This window comes from Pseudomonas sp. FBCC-B545, from assembly GCF_059134095.1.
This window is the reverse complement of the sequence record NZ_CP101441.1, coordinates 5,830,934-5,855,938: the sequence shown is the minus strand read 5'-3', so window position 1 is coordinate 5,855,938 and position 25,005 is coordinate 5,830,934. Positions and strand designations below refer to the sequence as shown.

Below are 25,005 nucleotides of genomic sequence, written 5' to 3'. Positions count from 1 at the left end.
AGTGTGCACGGCTACCCTCAGGGGTGGCCGGGCGGCTGGCCACAACCCACTGGATCGAGAGCACTATATGTTTCCTGAGAGTTTTACGTTTTCCATCGCCGACTGGGTCAACGGTTGGGTGGACTCGCTGGTTACCAACTACGGCGATGTGTTCCGGCACATTTCCGACACCCTGCTATGGGCCATCGTCAACCTGGAAGGGTTGCTGCGCATGGCGCCCTGGTGGCTGATGCTGGTCATCGTCGGCGGCGTTGCCTGGCACGCCACGCGCAAGCTGGTAACCACGGCGGTGATCGTCGGTTTGCTGTTCCTGGTGGGCGCGGTTGGCCTGTGGGACAAGCTGATGCAAACCCTGGCACTGATGATGGTCGCCACGGTGATTTCGGTGCTGATCGGCATTCCCCTGGGCATCCTGTCGGCGCGCAGCAATCGCCTGCGTTCGGTGCTGATGCCACTGCTCGACATCATGCAGACCATGCCGAGTTTCGTGTACCTGATCCCGGTGCTGATGCTGTTCGGCCTGGGCAAGGTCCCGGCGATCTTCGCCACGGTGATCTACGCCGCGCCGCCACTGATCCGCCTGACGGACCTGGGCATTCGCCAGGTCGATGGCGAAGTCATGGAAGCCATCAACGCCTTCGGCGCCAACCGCTGGCAGCAACTGTTCGGCGTGCAACTGCCGCTGGCGTTGCCGAGCATCATGGCCGGGATCAACCAGACCACCATGATGGCGCTGTCGATGGTGGTGATTGCATCGATGATCGGCGCCCGTGGCTTGGGCGAAGACGTGCTTGTCGGCATCCAGACCCTCAACGTCGGCCGTGGCCTGGAAGCCGGGCTGGCGATCGTGATTCTCGCAGTGGTCATCGACCGCATTACCCAGGCCTATGGTCGTCCACGGCATGAGGCGAGCAAATGACTACTGTCAGCAAAATCGAAGTAAAGAACGTCTTCAAGATATTCGGCGCCCGTTCCAAGGATGCCCTGGCCATGATCGGCCAGGGCAAGACCAAGGACCAGGTACTGGCCGAGACCGGCTGCGTGGTCGGCGTGAATGACCTGTCCCTGAGCATCGGCACTGGTGAGATCTTCGTGATCATGGGCCTGTCAGGTTCCGGCAAATCCACCCTGGTACGCCATTTCAATCGCCTGATCGACCCCACCAGCGGCGCGATCCTGGTGGACGGCGAAGACATTCTGCAACTGGACATGGAAGCGCTGCGCCAATTCCGCCGGCACAAGATCAGCATGGTGTTCCAGAGCTTTGGCCTGTTGCCCCACAAGAGCGTGCTCGACAACGTTGCCTACGGCCTGAAAGTACGCGGCGAAACCAAGCAGGTGTGTGCCGAGCGCGCCTTGCACTGGATCGAAACCGTAGGCCTCAAGGGCTATGAAAACAAATATCCGCACCAGCTTTCCGGCGGCATGCGCCAGCGTGTGGGCCTGGCCCGCGCCTTGGCGGCCGACACCGACATCATCCTGATGGACGAGGCCTTCAGCGCCCTCGACCCGCTGATCCGCGCCGAGATGCAGGACCAGTTGCTCGAGCTGCAAAAGACCCTGCACAAGACCATCGTGTTTATCACCCACGACCTCGACGAGGCCGTGCGCATCGGCAACCGCATTGCGATTCTCAAGGACGGCAAGCTGATCCAGGTCGGCACGCCGCGCGAGATCCTGCATTCGCCAGCGGATGAGTATGTGGATCGGTTTGTTCAGCGGCGGGCGGCGGTGGTCTGAGCCCAACCCTGTGGTGAGGCGACTGGCGCCATCGGGGGCAAGCCCCCTCCCACATTTGAAATGCATTCCCCCTGTGGGAGGGGCGGTGCGACGATTCGACTTGCCCCCGATTGGGCCGGCAAAGCTGCACAAGAATTGAAGAAGGTATGAAGATGCCCCAGGCAACAACAATCATCATCGCCGACGCGCCGATGCGCTGGCAGGACGTGGCCGCCGTGGCTCGCCATGGCGCTGTGCTCGAGCTCTCGGGCCAGGCCTGGGCGCGCATCGACAACGCCCAGGCCATCGTGCAACGCATCGTCGCCAGCGGCGAGCGCGCCTATGGCGTCAATACCGGCCTGGGCGCCTTGTGCAACGTGTCGCTCAAGGGCGAGCAATTGAGCCAGCTGTCGCGCAATACACTGTTGAGCCACGCCTGTGGCGTCGGCCCGGTGCTCAGCGACGAGCAGACCCGCGCGATCATCTGCGCGGCGATCATCAACTACAGCCACGGCAAGTCCGGCCTGCACCCACAGGTGGTGCACTCGTTGCTGGCGCTGCTCAATCACGGCATCACCCCGCAAGTGCCGTCCCAGGGCTCGGTGGGTTACCTGACCCACATGGCCCATGTCGGCGTGGCCTTGCTCGGCGTCGGCAATGTGAGCTATCGCGGCCAGGTGGTCACGGCGCAACACGCTTTGCAGGCTGAAGGCTTGCAACCCGTGGTGCTCGGCGCCAAAGACGGTCTGTGCCTGGTCAACGGCACGCCGTGCATGACCGGCCTGAGCTGTCTGGCCTTGGCCGATGCCCACCATTTGCTGCAATGGGCCGATGTGATCGGTGCCATGAGCTTCGAAGCCCAACGCGGCCAGATCGACGCCTTTGACGAAGCGATTATCGCCCTCAAGCCGCACCCGGGCATGCAGCAGGTCGGCAGCAATCTGCGCGCCTTGCTCGACGGCAGCGAAGTCATCGCCAGCAGCAAAGGTATTCGCACCCAGGACGCCCTGAGCATTCGCTCGATCCCGCAGATCCACGGCGCCGCTCGCGATCAGCTTGAGCACGCCACCCGCCAGATCGAGACTGAACTCAACAGCGCCACGGACAACCCACTGCTGCTTGGCACGCCGGATAACTATCGCGTGGTATCCCAGGCCAACCCGCACGGCCAGTCCGTAGCGCTGGCGGCGGACATGCTGGCGATTGCCATGGCCGAAATCGGCTCCGTGGCCGAACGTCGCCTGGACCGCCTGATCAACCCGCACGTCAGCGGCTTGCCGGCGTTCCTGGTCAGCAACCCCGGGGTCAACTCCGGGATGATGATCGTGCAGTACGTCGCCGCATCCTTGTGCGGGCAGAACCGCCAACTGGCGCAACCGGCGGTGCTCGACAACTTCGTCACCTCGGGCCTGCAGGAAGACCACTTGAGCATGGGCACCAACGCCGCGCTCAAGCTGCACCAGGTGCTGGCCAACGTCACCCAGATCCTCGCCATCGAGTATCTGCTGGCAGCCCAGGCGTTCGAATTCCTCAAGGACCAGCGCTTCGGCGTGGGCACCGACCACGCCTGGCGCTTGCTGCGCGAAGTGGTCCCCGCTTACGAGCAGGACCGTTGGCTGGCGCCGGATATTGCCGCCGCTGCCCAGTTGCTTAAAGACACTGCGTTACCGAATTTGCACTGAACACCTAAGAATAATTCACAAGGAGAACGAATGTGACTGCGCTAAACCTGATTCCAGGCCAACTGACCCTCGCCCAGCTGCGGGCCATCTACCAGCAGCCGGTAACCCTCAGCCTGGATGACAGCGCCTCGGCCCAGATTGAAGCCAGCGTCGCCTGTGTGGAGCAGATTCTCGCCGAGAACCGCACCGCCTATGGCATCAACACCGGTTTCGGCCTGCTGGCCTCGACCCGCATCGCCAGTGAAGACCTGGAAAACCTCCAGCGTTCCCTGGTGCTGTCCCACGCCGCTGGCGTCGGTGAGCCGATCAGCGATGCGCTGGTGCGGCTGGTCATGGTGCTCAAGGTCAACAGCCTCAGCCGCGGGTTCTCCGGGATCCGTCGCCAGGTGATCGACGCGCTGATCGCGCTGATCAACGCCGAGGTGTACCCGCACATTCCGCTGAAAGGTTCGGTCGGCGCCTCTGGTGACCTGGCGCCATTGGCGCATATGTCCCTGGTGCTGCTTGGCGAAGGCAAAGCGCGTTACAAGGGCGAATGGCTGGAAGCCACCGCAGCGCTGAAAGTTGCTGGCCTCACACCGCTGACCCTGGCCGCCAAAGAAGGCCTGGCCTTGCTCAACGGCACCCAGGTATCCACCGCTTACGCATTGCGCGGCCTGTTCGAAGGTGAAGACCTGTTTGCCGGCGCGCTCACCTGCGGCGGCCTCACCGTGGAGGCCGTACTGGGTTCGCGCTCGCCGTTCGATGCGCGTATTCATGCGGCGCGTGGCCAGCGTGGGCAGATCGATGCGGCTGCGGCCTATCGTGACCTGCTGGGCGAAAGCAGCCAGGTGTCGCAGTCGCACCAGAACTGCGACAAGGTGCAAGATCCGTACTCCCTGCGTTGCCAGCCACAGGTCATGGGCGCCTGCCTGACTCAGTTCCGCCAGGCCGCCGAAGTGCTGGTGGTCGAAGCCAACGCGGTATCGGATAACCCGCTGGTATTTGCCGCCGAAGGCGACGTGATTTCCGGCGGTAACTTCCACGCCGAACCGGTGGCCATGGCCGCTGACAATATGGCTTTGGCCATCGCCGAAATAGGCTCCCTGAGTGAGCGGCGCATCTCGCTGATGATGGACAAGCACATGTCGCAACTGCCGCCGTTCCTGGTAGGCAATGGTGGGGTGAACTCCGGTTTCATGATCGCCCAGGTCACTGCCGCTGCGCTCGCCAGCGAGAACAAGGCACTGGCCCATCCCCATAGCGTCGACAGCCTGCCGACCTCGGCGAACCAGGAAGACCACGTCTCCATGGCCCCGGCCGCGGGCAAGCGCCTGTGGGAAATGGCCGAGAACACCCGTGGCATTCTCGCGGTGGAATGGCTTGCAGCCTGCCAGGGCCTGGACCTGCGCGACGGCTTGAAAACCTCGCCTGCGCTTGAAAAAGCCCGGAGCATCCTGCGCGACAAAGTAGCGTTCTACGACAAGGACCGCTTCTTTGCCCCGGACATCAATGCCGCCAGCGAACTGCTTGCCACCCGTTGCCTGAATGAGCTGGTGCCGGCCAAGTTGCTGCCAAGCCTTTAAGCTCACCGGTACCCAATGTGGGAGCTGGCTTGCCTGCGATAGCGGTGTATCTGCGCCAGATGGGCTGGCTGGAAGTCCGCCATCGCAGGCAAGCCAGCTCTCACATTGATTTTCGCCAGATTCAGATTTTCTCGGGATAAGAATAATAGGGAAGAGAAATGCACCAACAAGAAAAGGGTTTGAAACGCGGGCTCAACGCCCGACATATTCGCTTCATGGCACTCGGTTCCGCGATCGGCACCGGGCTGTTCTATGGCTCCGCCTCGGCCATCCAGATGGCCGGCCCTGCCGTGCTGCTGGCCTACCTGATCGGCGGCGCCGCGGTGTTCATGGTGATGCGCGCCCTCGGTGAAATGGCTGTGCACAATCCGGTATCCGGCTCCTTCGGCCAGTACGCCAGCACCTACCTGGGCCCCATGGCCGGGTTTATCCTCGGTTGGACCTATGCATTTGAAATGATCATCGTCTGCCTGGCCGACGTCACCGCCTTCGGCATCTACATGGGCTTCTGGTTTCCTGAGGTCGCCCGTTGGGTCTGGGTGCTGGGCATCGTGTTTTTGATCGGCGGCCTGAACCTGTGCAACGTCAAGGTTTTTGGCGAGATGGAGTTCTGGCTGTCACTGCTCAAGGTCGGCGCTATCGTGGCGATGATCCTCGGCGGGTTCGGCATCATGCTGTTCGGCATTCACTCGGCGGGTGAAACCCAGGCCAGTGGCTTGAGCAACCTGTGGGCCCACGGCGGCTTCATGCCCAACGGTATCGGCGGGCTGATTGCCTCGTTTGCGGTAGTGATGTTTGCCTTTGGCGGGATCGAAATCATCGGCATCACAGCCGGCGAAGCCAAGGACCCGCAGCGGGTTATCCCCAAGGCGATCAACGCGGTGCCGCTGCGCATCCTGTTGTTCTACGTGCTGACCCTGTTCGTGCTTATGGCGATCTACCCATGGCCGCAGATCGGCAGCCAGGGCAGCCCGTTCGTGCAGATCTTCAGCAACCTGGGAATCGGCTCGGCAGCGACCATCCTCAATATTGTGGTGATCTCGGCGGCCGTGTCGGCGATCAACAGCGACATCTTCGGCGCTGGCCGCATGATGTACGGCCTGGCCCAGCAAGGGCAGGCGCCCAAGGGTTTTGCGCAGTTGTCCAGGCAGGGCGTGCCGTGGATGACTGTAGTGGTGATGGGCGCCGCGTTGCTCGGCGGTGTGGTGCTCAACTACCTGATCCCGGAAAACGTGTTCCTGCTGATCGCGTCGATTGCCACCTTCGCCACCGTGTGGGTGTGGCTGATGATTTTGTTCACCCAGGTCGCCATGCGTCGCTCCATGACCAAGGAACAGGTCGCCGAGCTGAAATTCCCGGTACCGTTCTGGCCCTATGCGCCGGCAGCGGCCATTGTGTTCATGCTGTTTGTGTTTGGCGTGCTCGGTTACTTCCCGGACACCCAGGCGGCCTTGATGGTCGGCGCCGTGTGGATCGTGCTGCTGATACTCGCTTACTTGCTGTGGGTCAAGCCCGCCGCCGGGCAAACGGCCAGGGTCCACTACGACCCGGCCTTGTCTCATCGATAACTTAGGGAGGCGTTAATGAAAACCCTTTGGCACCACTGCCACGTCGCAACCATGGCCCAGGGCAAATACTCGATCATCGAGGACGCCGCCATGGTGACTGTCGGCTCGCTCATCGAGTGGGTCGGCCCCCGCAGCCAGGCACCCACGGTGGATTACGCCCAGGTGCATGACCTGCAAGGCGCGTGGGTCACCCCCGGGCTGATCGACTGCCACACCCACACGGTGTTCGGCGGCAATCGCAGCGGCGAATTCGAGCAGCGCCTTGAGGGCGTCAGCTACGCCGACATCGCGGCCAAGGGCGGCGGTATCGCCAGCACCGTGCGTGCCACTCGCGCTGCCACGGAAGATGAACTGTTTGCCAGCGCTGAAAAGCGCCTGCGCAGTTTGCTGCGTGATGGCGTGACCACGGTGGAGATCAAATCCGGCTACGGCCTGGACCTGGCCAACGAACGCAAGATGCTGCGCGTGGCCCGGCGTCTGGGTGACGCGCTGCCAGTCAGTGTGCGCGCCACGTGCCTGGCCGCCCACGCGTTGCCGCCGGAGTACAAGGATCGCGCCGACGCCTACATCGAGCACATCTGCACCGAGATGCTGCCGGCCCTGGCTGCAGAAGGGTTGGTGGATGCGGTGGATGCCTTCTGCGAATACCTGGCGTTTTCCCCCGAGCAGGTTGAGCGCGTATTTAAAGTAGCCCAGCAACTCGGCCTGCCGGTGAAGCTGCACGCCGAGCAACTCTCGTCCCTGCACGGTTCGAGCCTGGCGGCGCGTTACCACGCGCTGTCGGCGGACCACCTGGAGTTCATGACCGAAGATGACGCCATCGCCATGGCCGCTGCCGGCACCGTCGCCGTCTTGCTACCGGGGGCTTTCTACTTCCTGCGTGAAACCCAGTTGCCGCCGATGGAGGCCCTGCGCAAGCACGGGGTGAAGATCGCCATTGCCAGCGACCTCAACCCTGGCACCTCGCCGGCGTTGTCGGTGCGCCTGATGCTGAACATGGCCTGCACCCTGTTCCGCATGACCCCGGAAGAAGCCCTGGCCGGCGCCACGCAACATGCGGCTACCGCGTTGGGCATGGGCGACACCCATGGTTCCCTGGAAGTGGGCAAAGTTGCAGATTTTGTCGCCTGGCAGATCGATCGTCCCGCCGACCTGGCCTACTGGCTGGGCGGCGAGCTGGATAAACGCGTCGTGCGCCATGGCGCCGATGTCACAGTTTAAGGAGAAGCGTCGTGGATAAGGTCCTGACATTCAAACAAGGCCGCGTACCGCTGCTGATCAGCATGCCCCACGCCGGCCTGCGCCTGACGCCTGCGGTCGAGGCCGGGTTGATCCCCGAGGCGCAAAGCTTGCCGGACACCGACTGGCATATCCCCTTACTGTACGACTTTGCCGAAGAACTAGGCGCCAGCACCCTGGCCGCGGAGTACTCGCGGTTTGTCATCGACTTGAACCGACCCTCGGATAACAAGCCGCTTTATGCAGGCGCCACCACCGGCCTGTACCCGCAGACGCTGTTCGATGGCGTGCCGCTGTTTCGTGAAGGGCAGACGCCCTCCGAGGAAGAGCGTGCGACCTACCTGCAGAAGATCTGGGGCCCTTATCACCGCCAGCTGCAAGAAGAACTGGCGCGCCTGAAGGCCGAGTTTGGCTACGCGCTGCTGTTCGATGCGCACTCGATCCGCTCGGTAATCGCGCACCTGTTCGACGGCAAGTTGCCGGACTTCAACCTCGGTACCTTCAACGGCGCCGCATGCGATCCGGAACTGGCCAGCCAGCTCGAAGCCATCTGCGCCGCGCATCCCCAGTACACCCATGTGCTGAACGGGCGTTTCAAGGGCGGCCACATCACCCGGCACTACGGCGACCCGGCGCAGGATGTCCATGCCGTGCAACTGGAGTTGTGCCAGAGCGCGTATATGGAGGAGTTTGAGCCGTTTCGCTATCGTCCCGACCTGGCTGAACCGACCCAGGTGGTGTTGAAGCAACTGCTGCAAGGGTTTTTGTCTTGGGGGCAAAGCCGGTACCGATGATTCAGGGTGTGGCTCAAATAGCTATCGGGAGCAAGCCCCCTCCCACATTTTGACTGCATTCACACAGTCCAAATGTCGGAGGGGCTGGAGGGGTCGACTGTAGGATTATCTGCGGAGCGAACTGCTGACACAGGTCTAAGTGCTCAAGGACATGCTCATTGCACAATTCGGGTTTATGATGCCTGACGGCAAAATAATAGACGTCCCCCCAGGGATGAACCCGACACCCTACGGAGCGCGCAATGCAGACTTGGTACCCGCAGATCAAACCCTACGCCCGGCATGATCTGGCTGTCGATGACACCCACACCCTGTATGTCGATGAAAGTGGCTCCCCCGAAGGCTTGCCTGTCGTGTTCATCCACGGTGGCCCAGGTGCCGGTTGCGACGCCCAGAGCCGCTGCTATTTCGACCCGAACCTGTACCATATTGTGACCTTCGACCAGCGTGGCTGCGGTCGCTCGACCCCGCGCGCCAACCTCGAAAACAACACCACCTGGGATCTGGTAGCCGACCTTGAGCGCATCCGCGAGCACCTGGGCATCGACAAATGGGTACTGTTCGGCGGTTCCTGGGGCTCGACCCTGGCCCTGGCCTACGCGCAAACCCATCCCGAGCGCGTGCTTGGCCTTATCGTGCGCGGCATCTTCCTCGCGCGCCCGCAGGACATCCACTGGTTCTACCAGGAGGGTGCGAGCCGCCTGTTCCCGGATTACTGGCAGGACTACCTGGCGCCGATCCCGGTGGAAGAGCGCCACGACATGATCGCCGCCTACCACAAGCGCCTGACCGGCAACGACCAGATCGCCCAGATGCACGCAGCCAAGGCCTGGTCTGGTTGGGAAGGGCGCATGCTGGGCCTGTGCCCGAGCCCGCAGCATGTCGAGCGCTTCTCCGAGCCGCAGCGCGCCTTGTCCATTGCCCGCATCGAATGCCATTACTTCACCAACAACTCCTTTCTGGAACCCAACCAGCTGATTCGCGATATGCACAAGATCGCCCATCTGCCCGGCGTCATCATCCACGGTCGCTACGATATGATCTGCCCGCTGGATAACGCCTGGGAGCTGCATCAGGCCTGGCCCAACAGCGAGCTACAGGTGATTCGCGAGGCCGGGCATGCTGCCTCCGAGCCGGGTATCACCGACGCTTTGGTGCGTGCGACTGGCGAAATGGCACGGCGCCTGCTTGATCTGCCCCCTGAAGAAGCATGAAGGGCCTGTTGCAGCGGGTGCGTGGCGCCCGCGTCGAAGTTGCCGGGGAGGTCGTGGGCGCGATTGACCAGGGTTTGCTGGTGCTGGTCGCCGTCGAACCTTCAGATACGCCCGAGAGCGCCGACAAACTGTTGCACAAGCTGCTTAACTATCGGGTGTTCAGCGACGACGAGGGCAAGATGAACCTGTCGCTCAAGGATATCGGCGGCGGTTTGCTGCTGGTGTCGCAGTTCACGCTGGCGGCGGACACAAAAAGCGGGCTGCGGCCCAGCTTCTCCACAGCGGCGCCGCCGGCCCTGGGCGCGGCGCTTTTTGAGCACTTGTGGTTACAAGCGCAACAATTGCATGGCAAGGTGGCTTCAGGGCGTTTTGGCGCCGATATGCAGGTGCATTTGGTCAATGATGGCCCTGTGACCTTCCTCTTACAGGCATGAATGTATTAAAAACGACTTTAATGCTGAAAAACGCAGGTTTTCGCTATAAATACTTCACTGTCCCTGATGCGTTGTCTCGCGGGCTACTAGATAATCGCGCGCTACGGGGATCAGCGTTGTTTGGTCCATTTTTGACTTAGGTAGAGACTTGTCCGATAGCCTTTGGGGAATCATTTGGCCCTAGGGGAGTCGGAACATTGCTCGCCAACCTGGCATATAGATAGCTGGCCGTTGGTTTTTTGATCTGTTTTCGGCGAGGGTTGCTCGTGATTGTTAGTCCCTGTAATGCACCAAAATTGTCTGCCAAACGGTTACGAAACGCACTGGTGACGGGCTCTGCCCTGTTTTGCCTGTTCGGCGCGGGTCAACTGTGGGCATTCAGTCTGGATGATGTGTCGGCCAAGGCAAAAGAGCTGGCCGGGCAGAAATACGAAGCTCCGCGCAGCAATCTGCCGAACGAATTCCGCGAAATGAAATTCGCTGACTACCAGAAGATTCGTTTCCGCAATGAAAAAGCCGAGTGGGCCGATCAGAACACCCCGTTCAAGCTGTCCTTCTATCACCAGGGCATGCATTTCGACACACCGGTGAAAATCAACGAAGTCACTGCCGACAGCGTGCATGAAATCAAGTACGACCCGACGCGTTTCGATTTCGGCGACGTGAAGTTCGATCCCAAGGCCACTGAGCAGCTGGGTTATGCCGGTTTCCGTGTGCTTTTCCCGATCAACAAGGCCGACAAGCAAGACGAAATCATGACCATGCTCGGCGCCAGCTATTTCCGCGTCGTGGGCAAGGACCAGGTATATGGCCTGTCTGCCCGTGGGATGGCCATTGATACCGCACTGCCGTCCGGCGAAGAGTTCCCGCGTTTCACCGAGTTCTGGATCGAACGTCCAAAACCGGGTGACAAGCACCTGGTGATCTTCGCCCTGCTGGATTCGCCGCGCGCCACTGGCGCCTATCGCCTGATCCTGCGCCCTGGCACCGACACCGTAGTCGATGTGAAATCGCAGATGTACCTGCGCGACAAGGTCAGCAAGCTGGGCGTGGCCCCGTTGACCTCGATGTTCCTGTTCGGCGCCAACCAGCCGTCCAAGGTCCTCAACTACCGTCGCGAGCTGCACGACTCCAGCGGCCTGTCGATCCATGCCGGCAACGGTGAGTGGATCTGGCGCCCGTTGAACAACCCTAAACACCTGTCGGTCAGCAACTTCAGCGTCGAAAACCCGCGTGGGTTCGGCCTGCTGCAACGTGGCCGCAACTTCAGCCACTACGAAGACCTGGACGACAACTACGACAAGCGCCCAAGCGCCTGGATCGAGCCTGAGGGCGATTGGGGCAAGGGCACCGTCGATCTGGTAGAGATCCCGACGGCCGATGAAACCAATGACAACATCGTGGCGTTCTGGAGCCCGGCCGAACTGCCGGAAGTCGGCAAGCCGCTGGACGTGTCCTACCGCCTGCACTGGACCCTGGACGACGCTGCCTTCCATTCGCCGGAGAGCGCCTGGGTCAAGCAGACCCTGCGTTCCACTGGGGACGTGAAGCAATCCAACCTGATCCGTCAGCCCGATGGCAGCGTGGCCTACCTGGTGGACTTCGAGGGCCCGTCCCTGAAGAAACTGCTGCCGGACGCCCCGGTGCGCAGCCAGGTGAGCGTCAGTGACAACGCCGAGCTGGTTGAAAACAGCGTGCGCTACAACGAGCACACCAAAGGCTGGCGCCTGACCCTGCGCATGAAGATCAAGGACGCGGGCAAGCCGACCGAAATGCGTGCGGCACTGGTGCAGGATATCGTGCAGCCAGAGCCTGAGCCGGTTTCCAACCATGTGTTGAAGGCCGACAAAGTCCTGGCCAAGCAGCACGAGAAACAGGCCAAGAAAGACGCGAAAGACAAGCAAGCCCAGCAGCCAGAAGCTGCCCCAGCCACACCGGAGCCGATCAAGACCGAGCAAGTCCTGACCGAAACCTGGAGCTATCAGTTGCCTGCCGATGAGTAATTCCCAAGTCACGCCCGAGACTCTGTCCGAGTACCTGGCGCATCTGCCCATGACGGCCGAGCAGCGCGCCGAGCTGGCGGGCTGCCGCTCGTTCAGCGAGTTGCATGAGCGTCTGTCGTCAAAAACCTTCGACGCACCGACCGACGCCGCCCAGGCCTCGGTCGGCCGTCGGTTGACCCTCGGCACTGCCGAAGAGCTGCAAGACGCCGAAATGCTGGCGCTCGACGCCAGCGGTCGCGTATGCCTCAAGGCCACTCCACCGATCCGCCGGACCAAAGTGGTGCCCGAGCCTTGGCGCACCAATATCCTGGTACGTGGCTGGCGGCGGATCACCGGTCGCACCAATCCGCCCAAGCCACCGAAAGACGAGCGGGTGTTGCCGGCTGCGCGCTGGCGTACCGTGGGTTCGATCCGTCGCTATATCCTGCTGGTGCTGATGCTCGGCCAGACCATCGTGGCTGGCTGGTACATGAAAGGCATCATGCCGTACCAGGGCTGGTCGCTGGTCGACTTCGACGAAATCCGCAACCAGACCCTGCTGCAAACGGCAACCCAGGTACTGCCTTACGCCCTGCAAACCAGCATCCTGATCATGTTCGGGATTCTGTTCTGCTGGGTGTCGGCAGGTTTCTGGACCGCGCTGATGGGCTTCCTCGAGCTGCTGACCGGTCACGATAAATACCGCATCTCCGGTAAAAGTGCCGGCGACGAGCCGATTCCGAAGGATGCGCGCACCGCGCTGGTGATGCCGATCTGCAACGAAGACGTACCGCGTGTATTCGCGGGTTTGCGTGCGACGTTCGAATCGGTGGCCGCCACCGGCGACCTGGATCGCTTCGATTTCTTCGTGCTCAGTGACAGTAACGAGGCCGACATCTGCATCGCCGAGCAGCAAGCCTGGCTCGACGTGTGCCGCGAGGCCGGTGGCTTCGGCAAGATCTTCTATCGCCGCCGTCGCCGCCGCGTAAAGCGCAAGAGCGGCAACCTCGACGACTTCTGCCGTCGCTGGGGCGGTGACTACAAGTACATGGTGGTGCTCGACGCCGACAGCGTGATGAGCGGTGAGTGCTTGACCAGCCTGGTGCGCCTGATGGAAGCCACGCCGGATGCGGGGATCATCCAGACCGCGCCACGGGCGTCGGGCATGGACACCCTGTATGCGCGCATGCAGCAGTTCGCCACCCGCGTGTACGGCCCGCTGTTTACCGCCGGCCTGCACTTCTGGCAGCTGGGTGAATCCCACTACTGGGGTCACAACGCGATCATCCGCATGAAGCCGTTTATCGAGCACTGCGCCCTGGCGCCGTTGCCCGGTAAAGGCGCGTTTGCCGGTGCGATCCTCTCCCACGACTTCGTTGAAGCTGCGCTGATGCGCCGTGCCGGCTGGGGCGTGTGGATTGCCTACGACCTGCCGGGCAGCTACGAAGAACTGCCGCCGAACCTGCTGGACGAACTCAAGCGTGACCGTCGCTGGTGCCACGGTAACCTGATGAACTTCCGCCTGTTCCTGGTTAAAGGCATGCACCCGGTGCACCGTGCGGTGTTCCTGACCGGCGTGATGTCCTACCTGTCGGCGCCGTTATGGTTCTTCTTCCTGGTGTTGTCCACCGCGTTGCTGGCGGTGAATACCCTGATGGAACCGCAGTACTTCATGGCTCCTCGCCAGTTGTACCCGCTGTGGCCACAATGGCATCCGGACAAGGCGGTGGCGCTGTTCTCCACCACCATCGTGCTGCTGTTCCTGCCAAAACTGCTGAGCATCATCCTGATCTGGGCCAAGGGCGCGAAAGAGTTCGGCGGCAAGTTCAAGGTGACCTTGTCGATGCTGCTGGAGATGCTGTTCTCCATGCTGCTGGCGCCGGTGCGGATGATTTTCCACACCCGTTTCGTGCTTGCCGCGTTCCTCGGCTGGGCCGCCACCTGGAACTCGCCGCAGCGTGACGACGACTCCACGCCATGGAGCGAAGCGGTCAAGCGCCACGGGCCGCAAACCCTGCTGGGCTTCCTGTGGGCCCTGCTGGTGGTGTGGTTGAACCCAAGCTTCCTGTGGTGGCTGATCCCGATTGTCGGCTCGCTGATGCTGTCGATCCCGGTGTCGGTGATTTCCAGCCGGGTCAAGCTGGGTCTCAAGTCCCGCGACGAGAGCCTGTTCCTGATCCCTGAGGAATACAATCCGCCGCAAGCGTTGCTGTCGACCGAGCAATACACCCATGAAAACCGCTGGCACGCCCTCAATGACGGGTTTGTGCGTTCGGTGGTCGACCCGCAGCAGAACGCCCTGGCCTGCGCCTTGGCGACTTCTCGGCACCGTGAGGCCGAGCCGATCGAATACCTGCGCATGGAGCGTGTTCGCCACGCGTTGAAAGTCGGCCCGGCCGGCCTCAACAACAGCGAACGCCTGGCCTTGCTCAGCGACCCGGTGGCTCTGGCACGCCTGCATGAGCAGGTCTGGAGCGAAGGCCACGCCGAGTGGCTTGATGCCTGGCGTGCATCGATCAAGGCTGATCCGCATGCGCCGTTGCTGCCGCTGCAACCGCAGTCGGCCCAGGCTCAACCGGCCTGATTCAGACGCCCCCGAGGGCTCGCCTCGGGGGTGTTCCAGACGCTGGTCCTACAGCGTTTACGGTCCCTTCCTTGTATCGCTAACTCCTTGTTATTTCGAAACAAAAGACCTTTGTTCGAGGCGTATTGCCGTGCCTGTGGCTGGGTTAGCATCGCCCCCCAAAATTTGACTCGCCACGGGGGCATTCATGATCAAGAAGTACTGTGCGGCATTGCTGATTAGCTGTTTCCTATTGGTACACACGGGGCTGCTGAAGGCGGGTGCGCTGGACGATGCTGTTCGCCGTGGTGTGCTGAAAGTCGGCACGACCCCCAATTACGTGCCATTTGAAATGCTTGATAGGCAGGGGCGCATCATCGGCTTTGAAATCGACTTGCTCCATGCCATGAGCCGCGCGCTGGGCGTTCAGCTTGAGCTGGTAGCGGTGCCCTATAAGGAACTGGTGCCGGGGCTGATGGCGAAAAAGTTTGATCTGATTGGCAGCGGCATGACGGTCACTCAGGAGCGCAATCTCAAACTCAATTTCAGCGACTCGTTTATTGTGGTGGGCCAGACCGTGCTGCTGCACCCTCGCCTGGCGGGTGCGGTTTCCAGCATTGAAGACTTGAACCAAAATGGTTATCGGGTCGTCGCCATTGAGGGCACCACGGGACAGGCCGCCGCACGCCGCTTTCTCGGGGCAGCGCGACTCAGCAGTGTGACGACCCCGGAAGAGGGGGTGCGGCAGGTCGTAGAGGGGCAGGTCGACGCCTTTGTGCATGACGCGCCCTACAACCTGATCGCGATGAGCCGGCCGCAGAACAGCGCATTGCTGGCACTGGAACAACCCTTCACCTTCGAACCTCTGGCCTTCGGCTTGAAAAAAGGTGACTACGACAGCCTCAACTGGATCAATCACTTCCTCAACCAGATCGCCCAGGATGGCACCTACGATCGCCTGCATGACAAGTGGTTCACGGACACTGCCTGGGTGTCTGAGCTCGAGTGATCGTCATAACTACTTACACATCAATCAATTGCCCAGTCGCTGCGCCGATGTGTCTACCTCTGCGTTGAACTGCAACGCTGCCGGGGTTTTCCGACATACGCCGATATGATTTACCCGTGAAACCTTTGTGACGGACAACGAGTGGGTTAGGATCGCACCCCGAAATGGCGCAGCCCTTTGCGCGCCGACCTTATAAGAATTGTTCAGGGGACTTGTTGATGAAAAAGTATCTTTCGATGCTGCTGCTCGGCGTCACTGCGCTGGTCGCTGCCACGGCAGCACAGGCCGGTGCCATCGACGATGCGGTCAAGCGCGGCACGCTGAAAGTCGGCATGGACCCGACCTACATGCCGTTTGAAATGACCGACAAGCGCGGTGAGATCATCGGTTTCGAAGTTGACATCCTCAAGGCCATGGCCAAGTCCATGGGGGTCAAGCTCGAGCTGGTTTCTACAGGCTATGACGGCATCATCCCGGCCTTCCTGACCGGCAAGTTCGACATGATCGGCAGCGGCATGACCCTGACCCAGGAGCGCAACCTGCGCCTGAACTTCAGCGAACCCTTCATCGTGGTCGGCCAGACCCTACTGATCCGCAAGGAGCTGGAAGGCACGATCAAGTCCTACAAAGACCTGAACGACGAGAAATACCGCCTGACCTCCAAGCTCGGTACCACCGGTGAAATGGTGGCCAAGAAGCTGATCTCCAAGGCCAAGTACCACGGCTATGACAACGAGCAAGAGGGTGTGCTGGACGTGGTCAACGGCAAGGCCGATGCCTTTGTATATGACGCGCCGTACAACGTGGTCGCCGAGAAGAAGGTCGGCAACGGCAAGCTGGTGTTCCTGGAGGAGCCCTTCACCTTCGAGCCCCTGGCGTTCGGTTTGAAGAAGGGTGACTACGACAGCATCAACTTCATCAACAACTTCCTGCACCAGATCAAGAACGACGGCACCTACGATCGCATCCATGACAAGTGGTTCAAGAGCTCCGAGTGGCTCAAGGACATGGAATAAGGCCTGACACCGAGTTGCCTGCATCGCAGGCAAGCCAGCTCCCACATTTGACTGTATTTACACATCAAGTGTGGGAGGGGGCTTGACCCCCGATGGCGACCTATCAGGCAACACATATCCGGAAAGTGAAATGAAACAGAAAAAAGCCCAATGGCCCTGGCACCTGCTCACCGTGGTCGTGCTGGTCGGCCTGGCTGGCGCCTTGTACTACGCCACCTCGCTGATGTCCTACGAGTGGCGCTGGAACCGCGTTCCGCAATACTTTGCCTATCAAGCCGAGACCTCCCAGCGCGCTGCGGATATGTCCACCGTGGTCGAGTTGGTGCGCAAAGGCGACATGGCCGAAGTCACCCTGCGCAATGACGCGGGGGGCGAGCAAAAGCTCACGGTTGCCGACAATAGCCTGCAAGTGGCCCGCGGCGACGATGTGGCTGAGGGCGATGTGGTCGGCGTGACTCGCCAGTGGGCGCTCGGGCCGTTGATGTGGGGCTTGTGGACCACGTTGTGGCTGTCGGTGGTGTCCGGCGTCCTAGGCTTGGCCATTGGCTTGGCGACCGGATTGTGCCGGCTCTCCAAAAACCCGACCTTGCGCGACCTGTCGACGATCTACGTCGAACTGGTGCGCGGTACGCCGTTGCTGGTGCAGATCTTCATTTTCTATTTCTTTATCGGCACGGTACTCAACCTGTCCCGGGAGTTTGCCGGGATCGCCGCGCTGTCGTTGTTCACCGGCGCCTACGTGGCGGAAATCGTCCGCGCCGGGGTGCAGTCCATCACCCGTGGCCAGGACGAAGCGGCGCGTTCCCTGGGATTGAGCGCCAGCCAGTCGATGCGCCATGTGGTGTTGCCGCAAGCCTTCAAGCGCGTGCTGCCGCCCCTGGCCGGGCAATTTATCAGCCTGGTAAAAGACACGTCGCTGGTGTCGGTGATCGCGATTACCGAGTTGCTCAAGAGTGGCCGCGAGGTAATCACCACCTCGTTCTCGCCGTTTGAGATCCTGTTCTGTGTGGCAGGCCTTTACCTGCTGATCAACCTGCCGCTGTCGAAAATGGCCAGCCGGCTTGAGCGGAGGCTCGCCCAAAGTGATTGAAGTGCGCGATCTGGTAAAAGTCTTCGATACCCGTGGGCACGTGGTGCGCGCGGTGGATCATGTCACCACCCAGGTCGCCAAGGGCGAAGTGCTGGTGGTGATCGGCCCGTCCGGCTCCGGCAAGTCCACCTTCCTGCGCTGCCTCAATGGTTTGGAAGAATTCGACTCGGGCTCGGTGAGCATCGACGGCCTGCAACTGGCCGACCCTAAGACCGATGTGAATGCCTACCGGCGCGAAGTTGGCATGGTGTTCCAGCATTTCAACCTGTTCCCGCACATGACCGTGCTGGAAAACCTGTGCCTGGCGCAAAAGGTCGTACGCAAGCGCGGCAAGCAAGAGCGCGAGGCCAAGGCCCTGGCCCTGCTGGAAAAGGTCGGTATCGCACAGAAGGCCCATGAGTTTCCGTCACGGCTGTCTGGCGGCCAGCAGCAGCGGGTCGCGATTGCCCGGGCCCTGGCCATGGAGCCCAAGGTGATGCTGTTTGACGAGCCCACCTCGGCCCTCGACCCGGAAATGGTCGGTGAAGTGCTGGACGTGATGAAGACCCTGGCCCTGGAAGGCATGACCATGGTCTGCGTCACCCACGAGATGGGCTTTGCCCGGGAAGTGGCGGATCGGGTGCTGTTTTTCGACCACGGCAAACTGCTGGAAGATGCCGCGCCCGCCGCCTTCTTCGCCGCTCCCCAGGACCCACGGGCACAAGCCTTCCTGCGCCAGGTGCTGTAGCCGCTCAGACCTTGAAGCGGCCTACCGAACGCGCCAGCTCGGAGCCCAGGCGTGCCAGTTCAATACTGGCCGCCGCCGTCTGCTCACTGGCCGTCGAGGTTTGCTCCGACGCTTCCTTGACCTTCAGTACGCTGCGATTGATCTCCTCGGCTACTGCGCTTTGCTCCTCGGCCGCCGCGGCAATCTGCGGGTTCATTTCCTGGATCACCGAGACAGTGCGGGTGATGCTGGCCAGCGCCTGACCTGCGCGACGCGTCAGTTCCACGCTGTTGTCGGTCAGGCTGAGGCTGTTGTCCATGATGTCGGCAGTGTGTTGTGTGCCCCGCTGCAGCCCCTCGATCAATCCTTCGATTTCCTCGGCTGATTGTTGGGTACGCTGGGCCAGGGTGCGTACCTCGTCGGCGACCACGGCGAAACCGCGACCTGCCTCACCCGCGCGTGCCGCTTCGATAGCGGCGTTGAGGGCCAACAGGTTGGTCTGCTCGGACACCGACTTGATCACCTCCAGCACGCTGCCGATCTTCTGGCTTTCCTGTTGCAGGCCTTGCATCGCCTCGCTTGAGCGGTTCATTTGCTCGGCCAGGTGCTCGATATGGGTAATCGCCTCGGCCACCACCTGGTCGCCCACGCCCGCTTGTTGATCAGCCTCGGTGGCGGCAATCGAGGCTTGTTCGGCATGGCGTGCGACCTCTTGGGAGGTGGCGAGCATTTCGTTCATGGCGGTGGCGACCTGTTCGGTCTCCAGTTTCTGGCCATTGACCCCGGCGCGAGTTTGCTCAGTGACTGTCGACAATTGCTCGGCGGCACTGGCGATCTGGCGGGCGCTGTCGTTTATGCCACCGATCAGGGTGCGCAGGTTCAGGGTCATCTGGCCGATGCTGCGCTGCAATTGGCCCAGTTCGTCGCGTCGCGATGTGGTGATGTCATGGCTCAGGTCACCCTCGGCGATGCGGTTGGCAGTTTGCAGTGCCTGGCGCAGCGGCCTGACGATCTGGCCTGCGATCAACCAGGCAGCAAGGGCGCCGAGCAGTAACGCTGCGCCGGTTACGTAGAGCATTAGCAGGCGCGCCAGGTCGGCCTCCTTATCGCGTTGCAGAGTCTGTTCCTCGCTCAGCCGGTCACTTTGTGACAGCAGTTGGTCCAGCCATTGCTCCAGTTGATTCTGCGTGTTTTCAACGGTGAGCTGCGTGTCTTTCAGGTGATCGAGCTGGGCGCGGTAATCGAGCAGGGCGCTGTTCAGCGCGGTGCTGTCGACCGGCAACGCCGTCACGGCAGACTGGGCGCTGTCGAGGGTTTTGAGCGCAGCGTCCACCGCTTGAGTGTAGAGCTGCAGTGTGTCAGCGGCCCAGGCGGGGGACTTGGCGCGGTCTTCGGCTGCCTCCATGGCTTGGCGCAGGTTCTCCACGCTGTCCAGGGCTTTCTCGTCATTCTGGTCGGGCAAGTCGCTGGACAGTTGTCCAAGGGTGTCACTGGCGGTCACGGAGCTGCTGGCGAGCCGTTTCTGCGCTTGCTCGCGTTGTTCCATCAGATTGGGCAGACCTGCCAGTGCCGTCTTGAAGCGTGCGCCGAGACGACTGGAGTCTTGGACTTGTTGCAGGTGCATGGGGATTTTCAGGCGGTCGGCCAACTCGACCAGATAACCGTCGATTTTCTCCATGTGCCGGCCGAGCTTGTCAAAGCTCGCCGGGTCATTCACGACGCGGTACACAATCCGGTCGGCGCGCAATTCTTCGCCGGTCACGGCGAGGCGCGAAAGGGTGGTCAAGGTTTGAGCGCGAAACAGCGAGGCGTTCAGGGCCTGCCATCCCGTCAGGGCGACAGCCATGCACAGCGCCAGTACCAGGCCGAAGCCAAGGATGAGTTTGAGGGTGACGCTGGTGTTGCCTAATACGCGGGTCAGTGGTCGAAACATGATGCACCTCCATCAGAAAAGAGAGCGCTTCGCACCCCGGCTGACGCAGGTCAGGAGGAGTGAGAACGCTAAATCTTTTCGGCATAGGGCGCGTAAGAATTGACCTGAAAGACGTGTAGGAAATTTCATAAGTTGCAGGCGGCCCAGGACGGGCCGCCACCAGGGTGGGATCAGGTCAGACCCGGAAGCGGCCGACCAAGGCTTGCAGATGAGTGCCCAGGCGCGCCAGTTCGGTACTCGAGGCGGCGGTCTCTTCGCTGGCTGCCGCCGTTTGCTCGGAGATATCGCGCACATTCAGCACGCTGCGGTTGATCTCTTCGGCTACCGCACTTTGTTGCTCGGCGGCGGTGGCAATCTGTGAGTTCATCGCCTGGATGGTTGAGACGGTGCGGGTGATATTGCCCAACGCATTCCCGGCCCGGCGCGTCAGCTCAACGCTGCTTTCGGTCAGCCCACGGCTGTTGTCCATGATGGCCGCTACCTGCTGTGTGCCGCTTTGCAGGCCGACGATCAACTCTTCGATCTCCTCAGTGGACTTCTGCGTGCGCTGGGCCAGGCTGCGCACCTCATCGGCCACCACGGCAAAGCCGCGTCCGGCCTCACCGGCACGCGCCGCTTCAATGGCTGCGTTGAGGGCCAGCAGGTTGGTTTGCTGGGCCACGGACTTGATCACGTCGAGCACGCTGCCGATCTTGTCGCTTTCGCGCTTCAGGTCGCCCATGGCGACCGTTGAGTTGCCGACCTCGGTCGCCAGGCGTTCGATCTGGGCGATGGCTTCACCGACCACCTGGTCGCCTTCACGGGCCTGCTGGTCGGCGGCCACGGCGGCTTCGGACGCCTCCTCGGCATTGCGCGCCACTTCCTGCACAGTGGCGGCCATTTCGTTCATGGCGGTAGCCACCTGGTCGGTCTCGACTTTCTGGCTATTGACCCCGGCGCTGGTCTGCTCGGTCACCGCGGACAACTGTTCGGCCGCGCTGGCGATCTGGGTGACACCCTCGCTGATACCGCCGATCAACTCGCGCAGGCCCACGGTCATGCTCTGCATGGCGCGTTGCAACTGGCCCAGTTCGTCCTGACGGGCGGAATCCAGATTGTGGCTCAGATCGCCGGAGGCCACGCGCTCGGCGACTTTGAGGGTCTGGTTCAGGGGAATGACGATCTGGCGAGTAATGGCCCAGGCAGCGAGCACGCCGAAGATCAGCGCCAGCACGGTGGCGAGCAATAGCCAATATTTGGCCTGGGCGGCATCGTGATCTCGCACGGCGGTTTGCGATGTGGTGAGTTTGTCGCTGTGGCCCAGCAGGATATCGCCTTGGGCGGTCATGATTTTCAACGCCGCCGCACTGGCCACCTGGGCGTCACGATACTGGCTGACTGCAGCGCGGTAGGCTTGCAGTGAAACACCTGCTTCTTGCAGGTTGGCCTGGTACTGCGCCGGCACCTGTCCTTCGAGTTCAGTGACTTTCTTCAGGGCATTGTCGATGGCGTCCAGGGCCGGCTGCTCGGCTTCGACCTTGCCGCTGTAGGTGTAGCCGCGTACCTGGAAGCGCGCTTGCTGGATCAGCTTGCTCAGGTCGACGACGCTATTGAATTGGATGACGCTGTCGCCTTGCAGCAGGGCTTTTTCAACTTCGTTGATCTTGGCCACGGCGTTGTCGGCGGTATCGCCGAGCTTGCTGCGCGCGCCCTCACGCTTGAGGCCCGCCTGGACCATGGCGGTGAAAGCTTTTTTATACTGGTTCAAGGCTTCCAGCTGTTGTTCGACCAAGGCTTTATCGTCGGGTTGCTCAATCAGCTCGGCGGCGGTTTTCAAGCCGCTGTCCAATTGGGCGAGCAGGCCGTTGACCGCGTCGGTGCCTTGTTCGCCGCGGCGCATTTCGAAGTCCAGGCGCGCCAGGCGCAGGTCTTTGGTCAGGCCGTTGAGGCTGGAGATGAAGCCCAGCTTGTCGCCGCGACTGATCACGTCACCCAGGCCGGTCCAGCCGGTAAAGGTGATCAACAGCGTCAGGATCAACACCAGGCCAAAGCCGACGCTCAGCTTGCGGTTGACGCTGACATTCCCCAGTTTCTCGGCTAACCAACGATACATGCTGCGAACTCCCCTGGAACAAGGCTTGGACTTATCCAGAGGCTATCGGCATGGGCATAGGATTCTGTAGCGCCAGAGATCCAATGTGGGAGGGAGCTTGCCCCCGATGGCAGAGTGTCAGTCACCACATTCAGTGATTGATACACCGCTATCGGGGGCAAGCCCCCTCCCACATTTAGGCTGTGGTGTTTTTGGATGTGATGTCAGAACAGTCGGGCGAGCAGTGCGGTGACAGCGGTTTCAACCCGCAGGATGCGTGCACCTAGCTGCACCGGTTGCAAACCGGCTTTAGCCAACAGCTCCACCTCATAGGGGATCCAACCACCTTCCGGACCGATCGCCAGGGTGACAGGCTCATCCAGCCCACGGGGACACGCAGGGTAATCACCGGGATGGCCGATCAGGCCCAGGGTGCCTTCAACCATGGCCGGCAGGCGATCTTCGACAAACGGCTTGAAGCGCTTCTCGATAATGATCTCGGGCAGTACCGTGTCCCGCGCCTGTTCCAAGCCGAGGATGAGTTGCTCGCGCACCGCCTCAGGCTCTAGGAAGGGGGTCTGCCAGAAGCTTTTTTCCACCCGATAGCTGTTGACCAGCACTACCTTCGGCACGCCCATGGCCGCCACCGTTTGCAGCACTCGGCGCAGCATTTTCGGGCGGGGCAGGGCCAGCAGCAGGGTCAGGGGCAGTTTGGACGGCGGCGATTGATCGAAGCTGACTTGCAGCTCGGCTTCACCGACGTCCAGGCGCAGCAGTTGGGCATTGCCCATCAGTCCACCAATGTGGCCCACACGCAGGTAGTCACCCACAACGGCGCGGTGGACTTCCTGCATATGCACCAGACGCCGATCACGCAGCACCACCCGGTCCGCCGCGATAAAGTCGGCATCGAGAAGCAGCAGCAGGTTCACGGCTGGGTCGCTGGCGGCTGGTCGTCGTCGGCAGCCTGATTATCCGGGTGTTCGCCACGCTTGCTGATCAAGCCGCTGAACAGGATGCCCACTTCGAACAGCATCCACATCGGTACGGCCAACAAGGTCTGGGAGAAGATATCCGGCGGCGTGAGGATCATGCCGACCACGAAGCAGCCGATGATCACGTACGGGCGGATCTTCTTCAGGTACTTGACGTCGACTACGCCGATCCATACCAGCAACACCACGGCCACGGGGATTTCGAAAGCGACGCCGAAGGCGAAGAACAGTGTCATCACGAAGTCGAGGTAGCTGGTGATGTCGGTCATCATCTCCACACCGGCCGGGGTGGCAGCGGCGAAGAACTTGAAGATCAGCGGAAACACCAGGAAGTACGCGAAGGCCATGCCGGTGTAGAACAGCAGGATGCTCGACACCAGCAATGGCACGGCGATGCGCTTTTCATGCTTGTACAGGCCCGGGGCGATAAATCCCCAGATCTGATGCAGGATCACCGGGATCGCCAGGAACAGCGAGACCATCATGGTCAACTTCAACGGCGTCAGGAACGGCGACGACACATCGGTGGCGATCATTGTCGCGCCGACGGGCAGGTACTGGCGCAACGGCGTGGAAACGAAGGTGTAGATCTGCTGGGTAAAGGCGAACAACCCGGCAAAAATGATGAAGATTGCCGCTACGCAACGCAGCAGGCGGGTACGCAGCTCGGAGAGGTGCGAGACCAGCGGCATGTGCTGGTCGTTTTCCGGTTTATCAGCGCTCATGGGGCTCGCGGCGGCAATGTAGGGTCATGGGGCGCGGGCGACGCAACGGGCGTCGGCGCGGGCTCTGTCGGAGCGGGCTCGGCAGCGGGGGCGGGCGCGATACTGTGATCGGCCACCGGTGGTGTAGCCGGCTTGGCCGGTTCTTGCACCGGGGAGAGAATCTTGCGTGCCTCCTGCTCCAACGACAGGATATGTTCGTTGTGCAATTGCCGGCGGATCTCGTCGGCACCGATTTCCCGTTCAACCTCCTGTTTGATCGCGTTGAAACTGCGTTTCAGACGCCCGATCCACAGGCCGGCGGTGCGTGCGGCGCCGGGCAGGCGTTCCGGCCCCAGTACCAGCAGGGCCACCAGGCCGACGAGCAGCAGTTCAGAGAAGCTGATACCAAACATTAGTCAGTGCTCACGAGTCTTTGCGGGTCGTCTCTTGGACTTTTTCAGCCTGCACGTCGAAGGTGCGACGTTCGGTGATCGGCTGGGTGGCCTGCGGGTGTACAGGCTGGGCCGGGGGCACCGGGTTTACCGTTGGCTCGGCTGGTTTTTCGTCGTCGTTCATGGCTTTACGAAAGCCCTTGATCGACTCACCGACGTCGGTGCCGAGGTTTTTCAGTTTCTTGGTGCCGAACACCAGAACAACCACCACCAGAATGACGATCCAGTGTTTCCAGTCAAAAATGCCCATGCTGCAAATCCTCAAGTCT

At 61.5% G+C, this 25,005-nt stretch carries 20 protein-coding genes and 2 pseudogenes; 15 read left to right on the top strand and 7 right to left on the bottom strand.

Features of this window, described 5'->3' with window-relative positions; genetic code table 11:
• Nucleotides 1–67: 67 nt before the first annotated feature.
• The 15 genes and pseudogenes from NMB39_RS26915 (at nucleotide 68) to NMB39_RS26845 (ending at nucleotide 18,602) form a co-directional block, all read left to right on the top strand.
• The gene (locus NMB39_RS26915) at nucleotides 68–919 is read left to right on the top strand and encodes an ABC transporter permease (protein ID WP_057025470.1); all 852 of its coding nucleotides are present in this window, start codon (nucleotides 68–70) and stop codon (nucleotides 917–919) included.
• Complete coding sequence (locus NMB39_RS26910; protein ID WP_052501115.1) at nucleotides 916–1,740, top strand: quaternary amine ABC transporter ATP-binding protein; 825 nt, start codon at nucleotides 916–918, stop codon at nucleotides 1,738–1,740. The genes NMB39_RS26915 and NMB39_RS26910 overlap by 4 nt, the downstream gene beginning before the upstream one ends.
• Before the next feature lie 152 nt (nucleotides 1,741–1,892).
• Nucleotides 1,893–3,401 carry a histidine ammonia-lyase gene (gene hutH / locus NMB39_RS26905; RefSeq protein WP_057025474.1) on the top strand — a complete coding sequence of 503 codons (1,509 nt, stop codon included), beginning with the start codon at nucleotides 1,893–1,895 and terminating at the stop codon, nucleotides 3,399–3,401.
• 32 nt (nucleotides 3,402–3,433) lie between these two features.
• Nucleotides 3,434–4,966 carry a histidine ammonia-lyase gene (gene hutH / locus NMB39_RS26900; RefSeq protein ID WP_198719529.1) on the top strand — a complete coding sequence of 511 codons (1,533 nt, stop codon included), beginning with the start codon at nucleotides 3,434–3,436 and terminating at the stop codon, nucleotides 4,964–4,966.
• Nucleotides 4,967–5,124: 158 nt separating this feature from the next.
• Complete coding sequence (locus NMB39_RS26895; protein ID WP_057010625.1) at nucleotides 5,125–6,534, top strand: amino acid permease; 1,410 nt, start codon at nucleotides 5,125–5,127, stop codon at nucleotides 6,532–6,534.
• 15 nt (nucleotides 6,535–6,549) lie between these two features.
• Complete coding sequence (gene hutI, locus NMB39_RS26890) at nucleotides 6,550–7,755, top strand: imidazolonepropionase (protein WP_306956879.1); 1,206 nt, start codon at nucleotides 6,550–6,552, stop codon at nucleotides 7,753–7,755.
• An 11-nt stretch (nucleotides 7,756–7,766) separates the two neighbouring features.
• Entirely contained in the window at nucleotides 7,767–8,567 is an 801-nt protein-coding gene (hutG, locus tag NMB39_RS26885; RefSeq protein ID WP_057025473.1) for an N-formylglutamate deformylase, read from the top strand.
• Between the two features lie 242 nt (nucleotides 8,568–8,809).
• Nucleotides 8,810–9,781 carry a prolyl aminopeptidase gene (pip, locus tag NMB39_RS26880; protein ID WP_043047267.1) on the top strand — a complete coding sequence of 324 codons (972 nt, stop codon included), beginning with the start codon at nucleotides 8,810–8,812 and terminating at the stop codon, nucleotides 9,779–9,781.
• Nucleotides 9,778–10,215 carry a D-aminoacyl-tRNA deacylase gene (gene dtd / locus NMB39_RS26875; protein WP_494339847.1) on the top strand — a complete coding sequence of 146 codons (438 nt, stop codon included), beginning with the start codon at nucleotides 9,778–9,780 and terminating at the stop codon, nucleotides 10,213–10,215. Before pip ends, dtd begins: the two co-directional genes overlap by 4 nt.
• Before the next feature lie 323 nt (nucleotides 10,216–10,538).
• Nucleotides 10,539–12,218, top strand: coding sequence for a glucan biosynthesis protein G (locus tag NMB39_RS26870; protein ID WP_231989073.1), 1,680 nt, complete (start codon nucleotides 10,539–10,541; stop codon nucleotides 12,216–12,218).
• Nucleotides 12,211–14,783: pseudogene (gene mdoH, locus NMB39_RS26865) on the top strand (glucans biosynthesis glucosyltransferase MdoH); the annotation flags it as partial. The gene NMB39_RS26870 and the pseudogene mdoH, both read left to right, overlap by 8 nt.
• 185 nt (nucleotides 14,784–14,968) lie before the next feature.
• Nucleotides 14,969–15,769, top strand: a complete 801-nt coding sequence (locus NMB39_RS26860; RefSeq protein ID WP_306956881.1) for a transporter substrate-binding domain-containing protein — start codon at nucleotides 14,969–14,971, stop codon at nucleotides 15,767–15,769.
• A 218-nt stretch (nucleotides 15,770–15,987) separates the two neighbouring features.
• A complete protein-coding gene (locus tag NMB39_RS26855; RefSeq protein ID WP_043047263.1) occupies nucleotides 15,988–16,785 on the top strand; it encodes a transporter substrate-binding domain-containing protein in 798 nt (265 codons plus the stop codon).
• Nucleotides 16,786–16,915: 130 nt separating this feature from the next.
• Nucleotides 16,916–17,875, top strand: coding sequence for an amino acid ABC transporter permease (locus NMB39_RS26850; RefSeq protein WP_043047262.1), 960 nt, complete (start codon nucleotides 16,916–16,918; stop codon nucleotides 17,873–17,875).
• Complete coding sequence (locus NMB39_RS26845) at nucleotides 17,868–18,602, top strand: amino acid ABC transporter ATP-binding protein (protein ID WP_032878328.1); 735 nt, start codon at nucleotides 17,868–17,870, stop codon at nucleotides 18,600–18,602. The genes NMB39_RS26850 and NMB39_RS26845 overlap by 8 nt, the downstream gene beginning before the upstream one ends.
• A 4-nt stretch (nucleotides 18,603–18,606) precedes the next feature.
• Here NMB39_RS26845 and NMB39_RS26840 read toward each other — a convergent pair whose 3' ends face one another.
• The 7 genes and pseudogenes from NMB39_RS26840 to NMB39_RS26810 all read right to left on the bottom strand — a co-directional run bounded on the left by NMB39_RS26840 (nucleotide 18,607) and on the right by NMB39_RS26810 (nucleotide 24,986).
• Complete coding sequence (locus tag NMB39_RS26840; RefSeq protein WP_306956882.1) at nucleotides 18,607–20,514, bottom strand: methyl-accepting chemotaxis protein; 1,908 nt, start codon at nucleotides 20,512–20,514, stop codon at nucleotides 18,607–18,609.
• Between the two features lie 175 nt (nucleotides 20,515–20,689).
• Entirely contained in the window at nucleotides 20,690–21,394 is a 705-nt protein-coding gene (locus tag NMB39_RS26835) for a methyl-accepting chemotaxis protein (protein ID WP_494343373.1), read from the bottom strand.
• 201 nt (nucleotides 21,395–21,595) lie between these two features.
• Nucleotides 21,596–22,606, bottom strand: a pseudogene (locus tag NMB39_RS26830) (methyl-accepting chemotaxis protein); the annotation flags it as partial.
• Between the two features lie 203 nt (nucleotides 22,607–22,809).
• Nucleotides 22,810–23,517 carry a 16S rRNA (uracil(1498)-N(3))-methyltransferase gene (locus NMB39_RS26825; RefSeq protein WP_057023524.1) on the bottom strand — a complete coding sequence of 236 codons (708 nt, stop codon included), beginning with the start codon at nucleotides 23,515–23,517 and terminating at the stop codon, nucleotides 22,810–22,812.
• Nucleotides 23,514–24,305, bottom strand: a complete 792-nt coding sequence (gene tatC / locus NMB39_RS26820; protein ID WP_057023523.1) for a twin-arginine translocase subunit TatC — start codon at nucleotides 24,303–24,305, stop codon at nucleotides 23,514–23,516. Before tatC ends, NMB39_RS26825 begins: the two co-directional genes overlap by 4 nt.
• Nucleotides 24,302–24,697 (bottom strand): Sec-independent protein translocase protein TatB, encoded by a 396-nt coding sequence (tatB, locus tag NMB39_RS26815; RefSeq protein ID WP_046070536.1) that lies wholly within the window; start codon nucleotides 24,695–24,697, stop codon nucleotides 24,302–24,304. Before tatB ends, tatC begins: the two co-directional genes overlap by 4 nt.
• Before the next feature lie 10 nt (nucleotides 24,698–24,707).
• Nucleotides 24,708–24,986, bottom strand: a complete 279-nt coding sequence (locus NMB39_RS26810; protein WP_046070537.1) for a twin-arginine translocase TatA/TatE family subunit — start codon at nucleotides 24,984–24,986, stop codon at nucleotides 24,708–24,710.
• Between the last annotated feature and the right edge of the window lie 19 nt (nucleotides 24,987–25,005).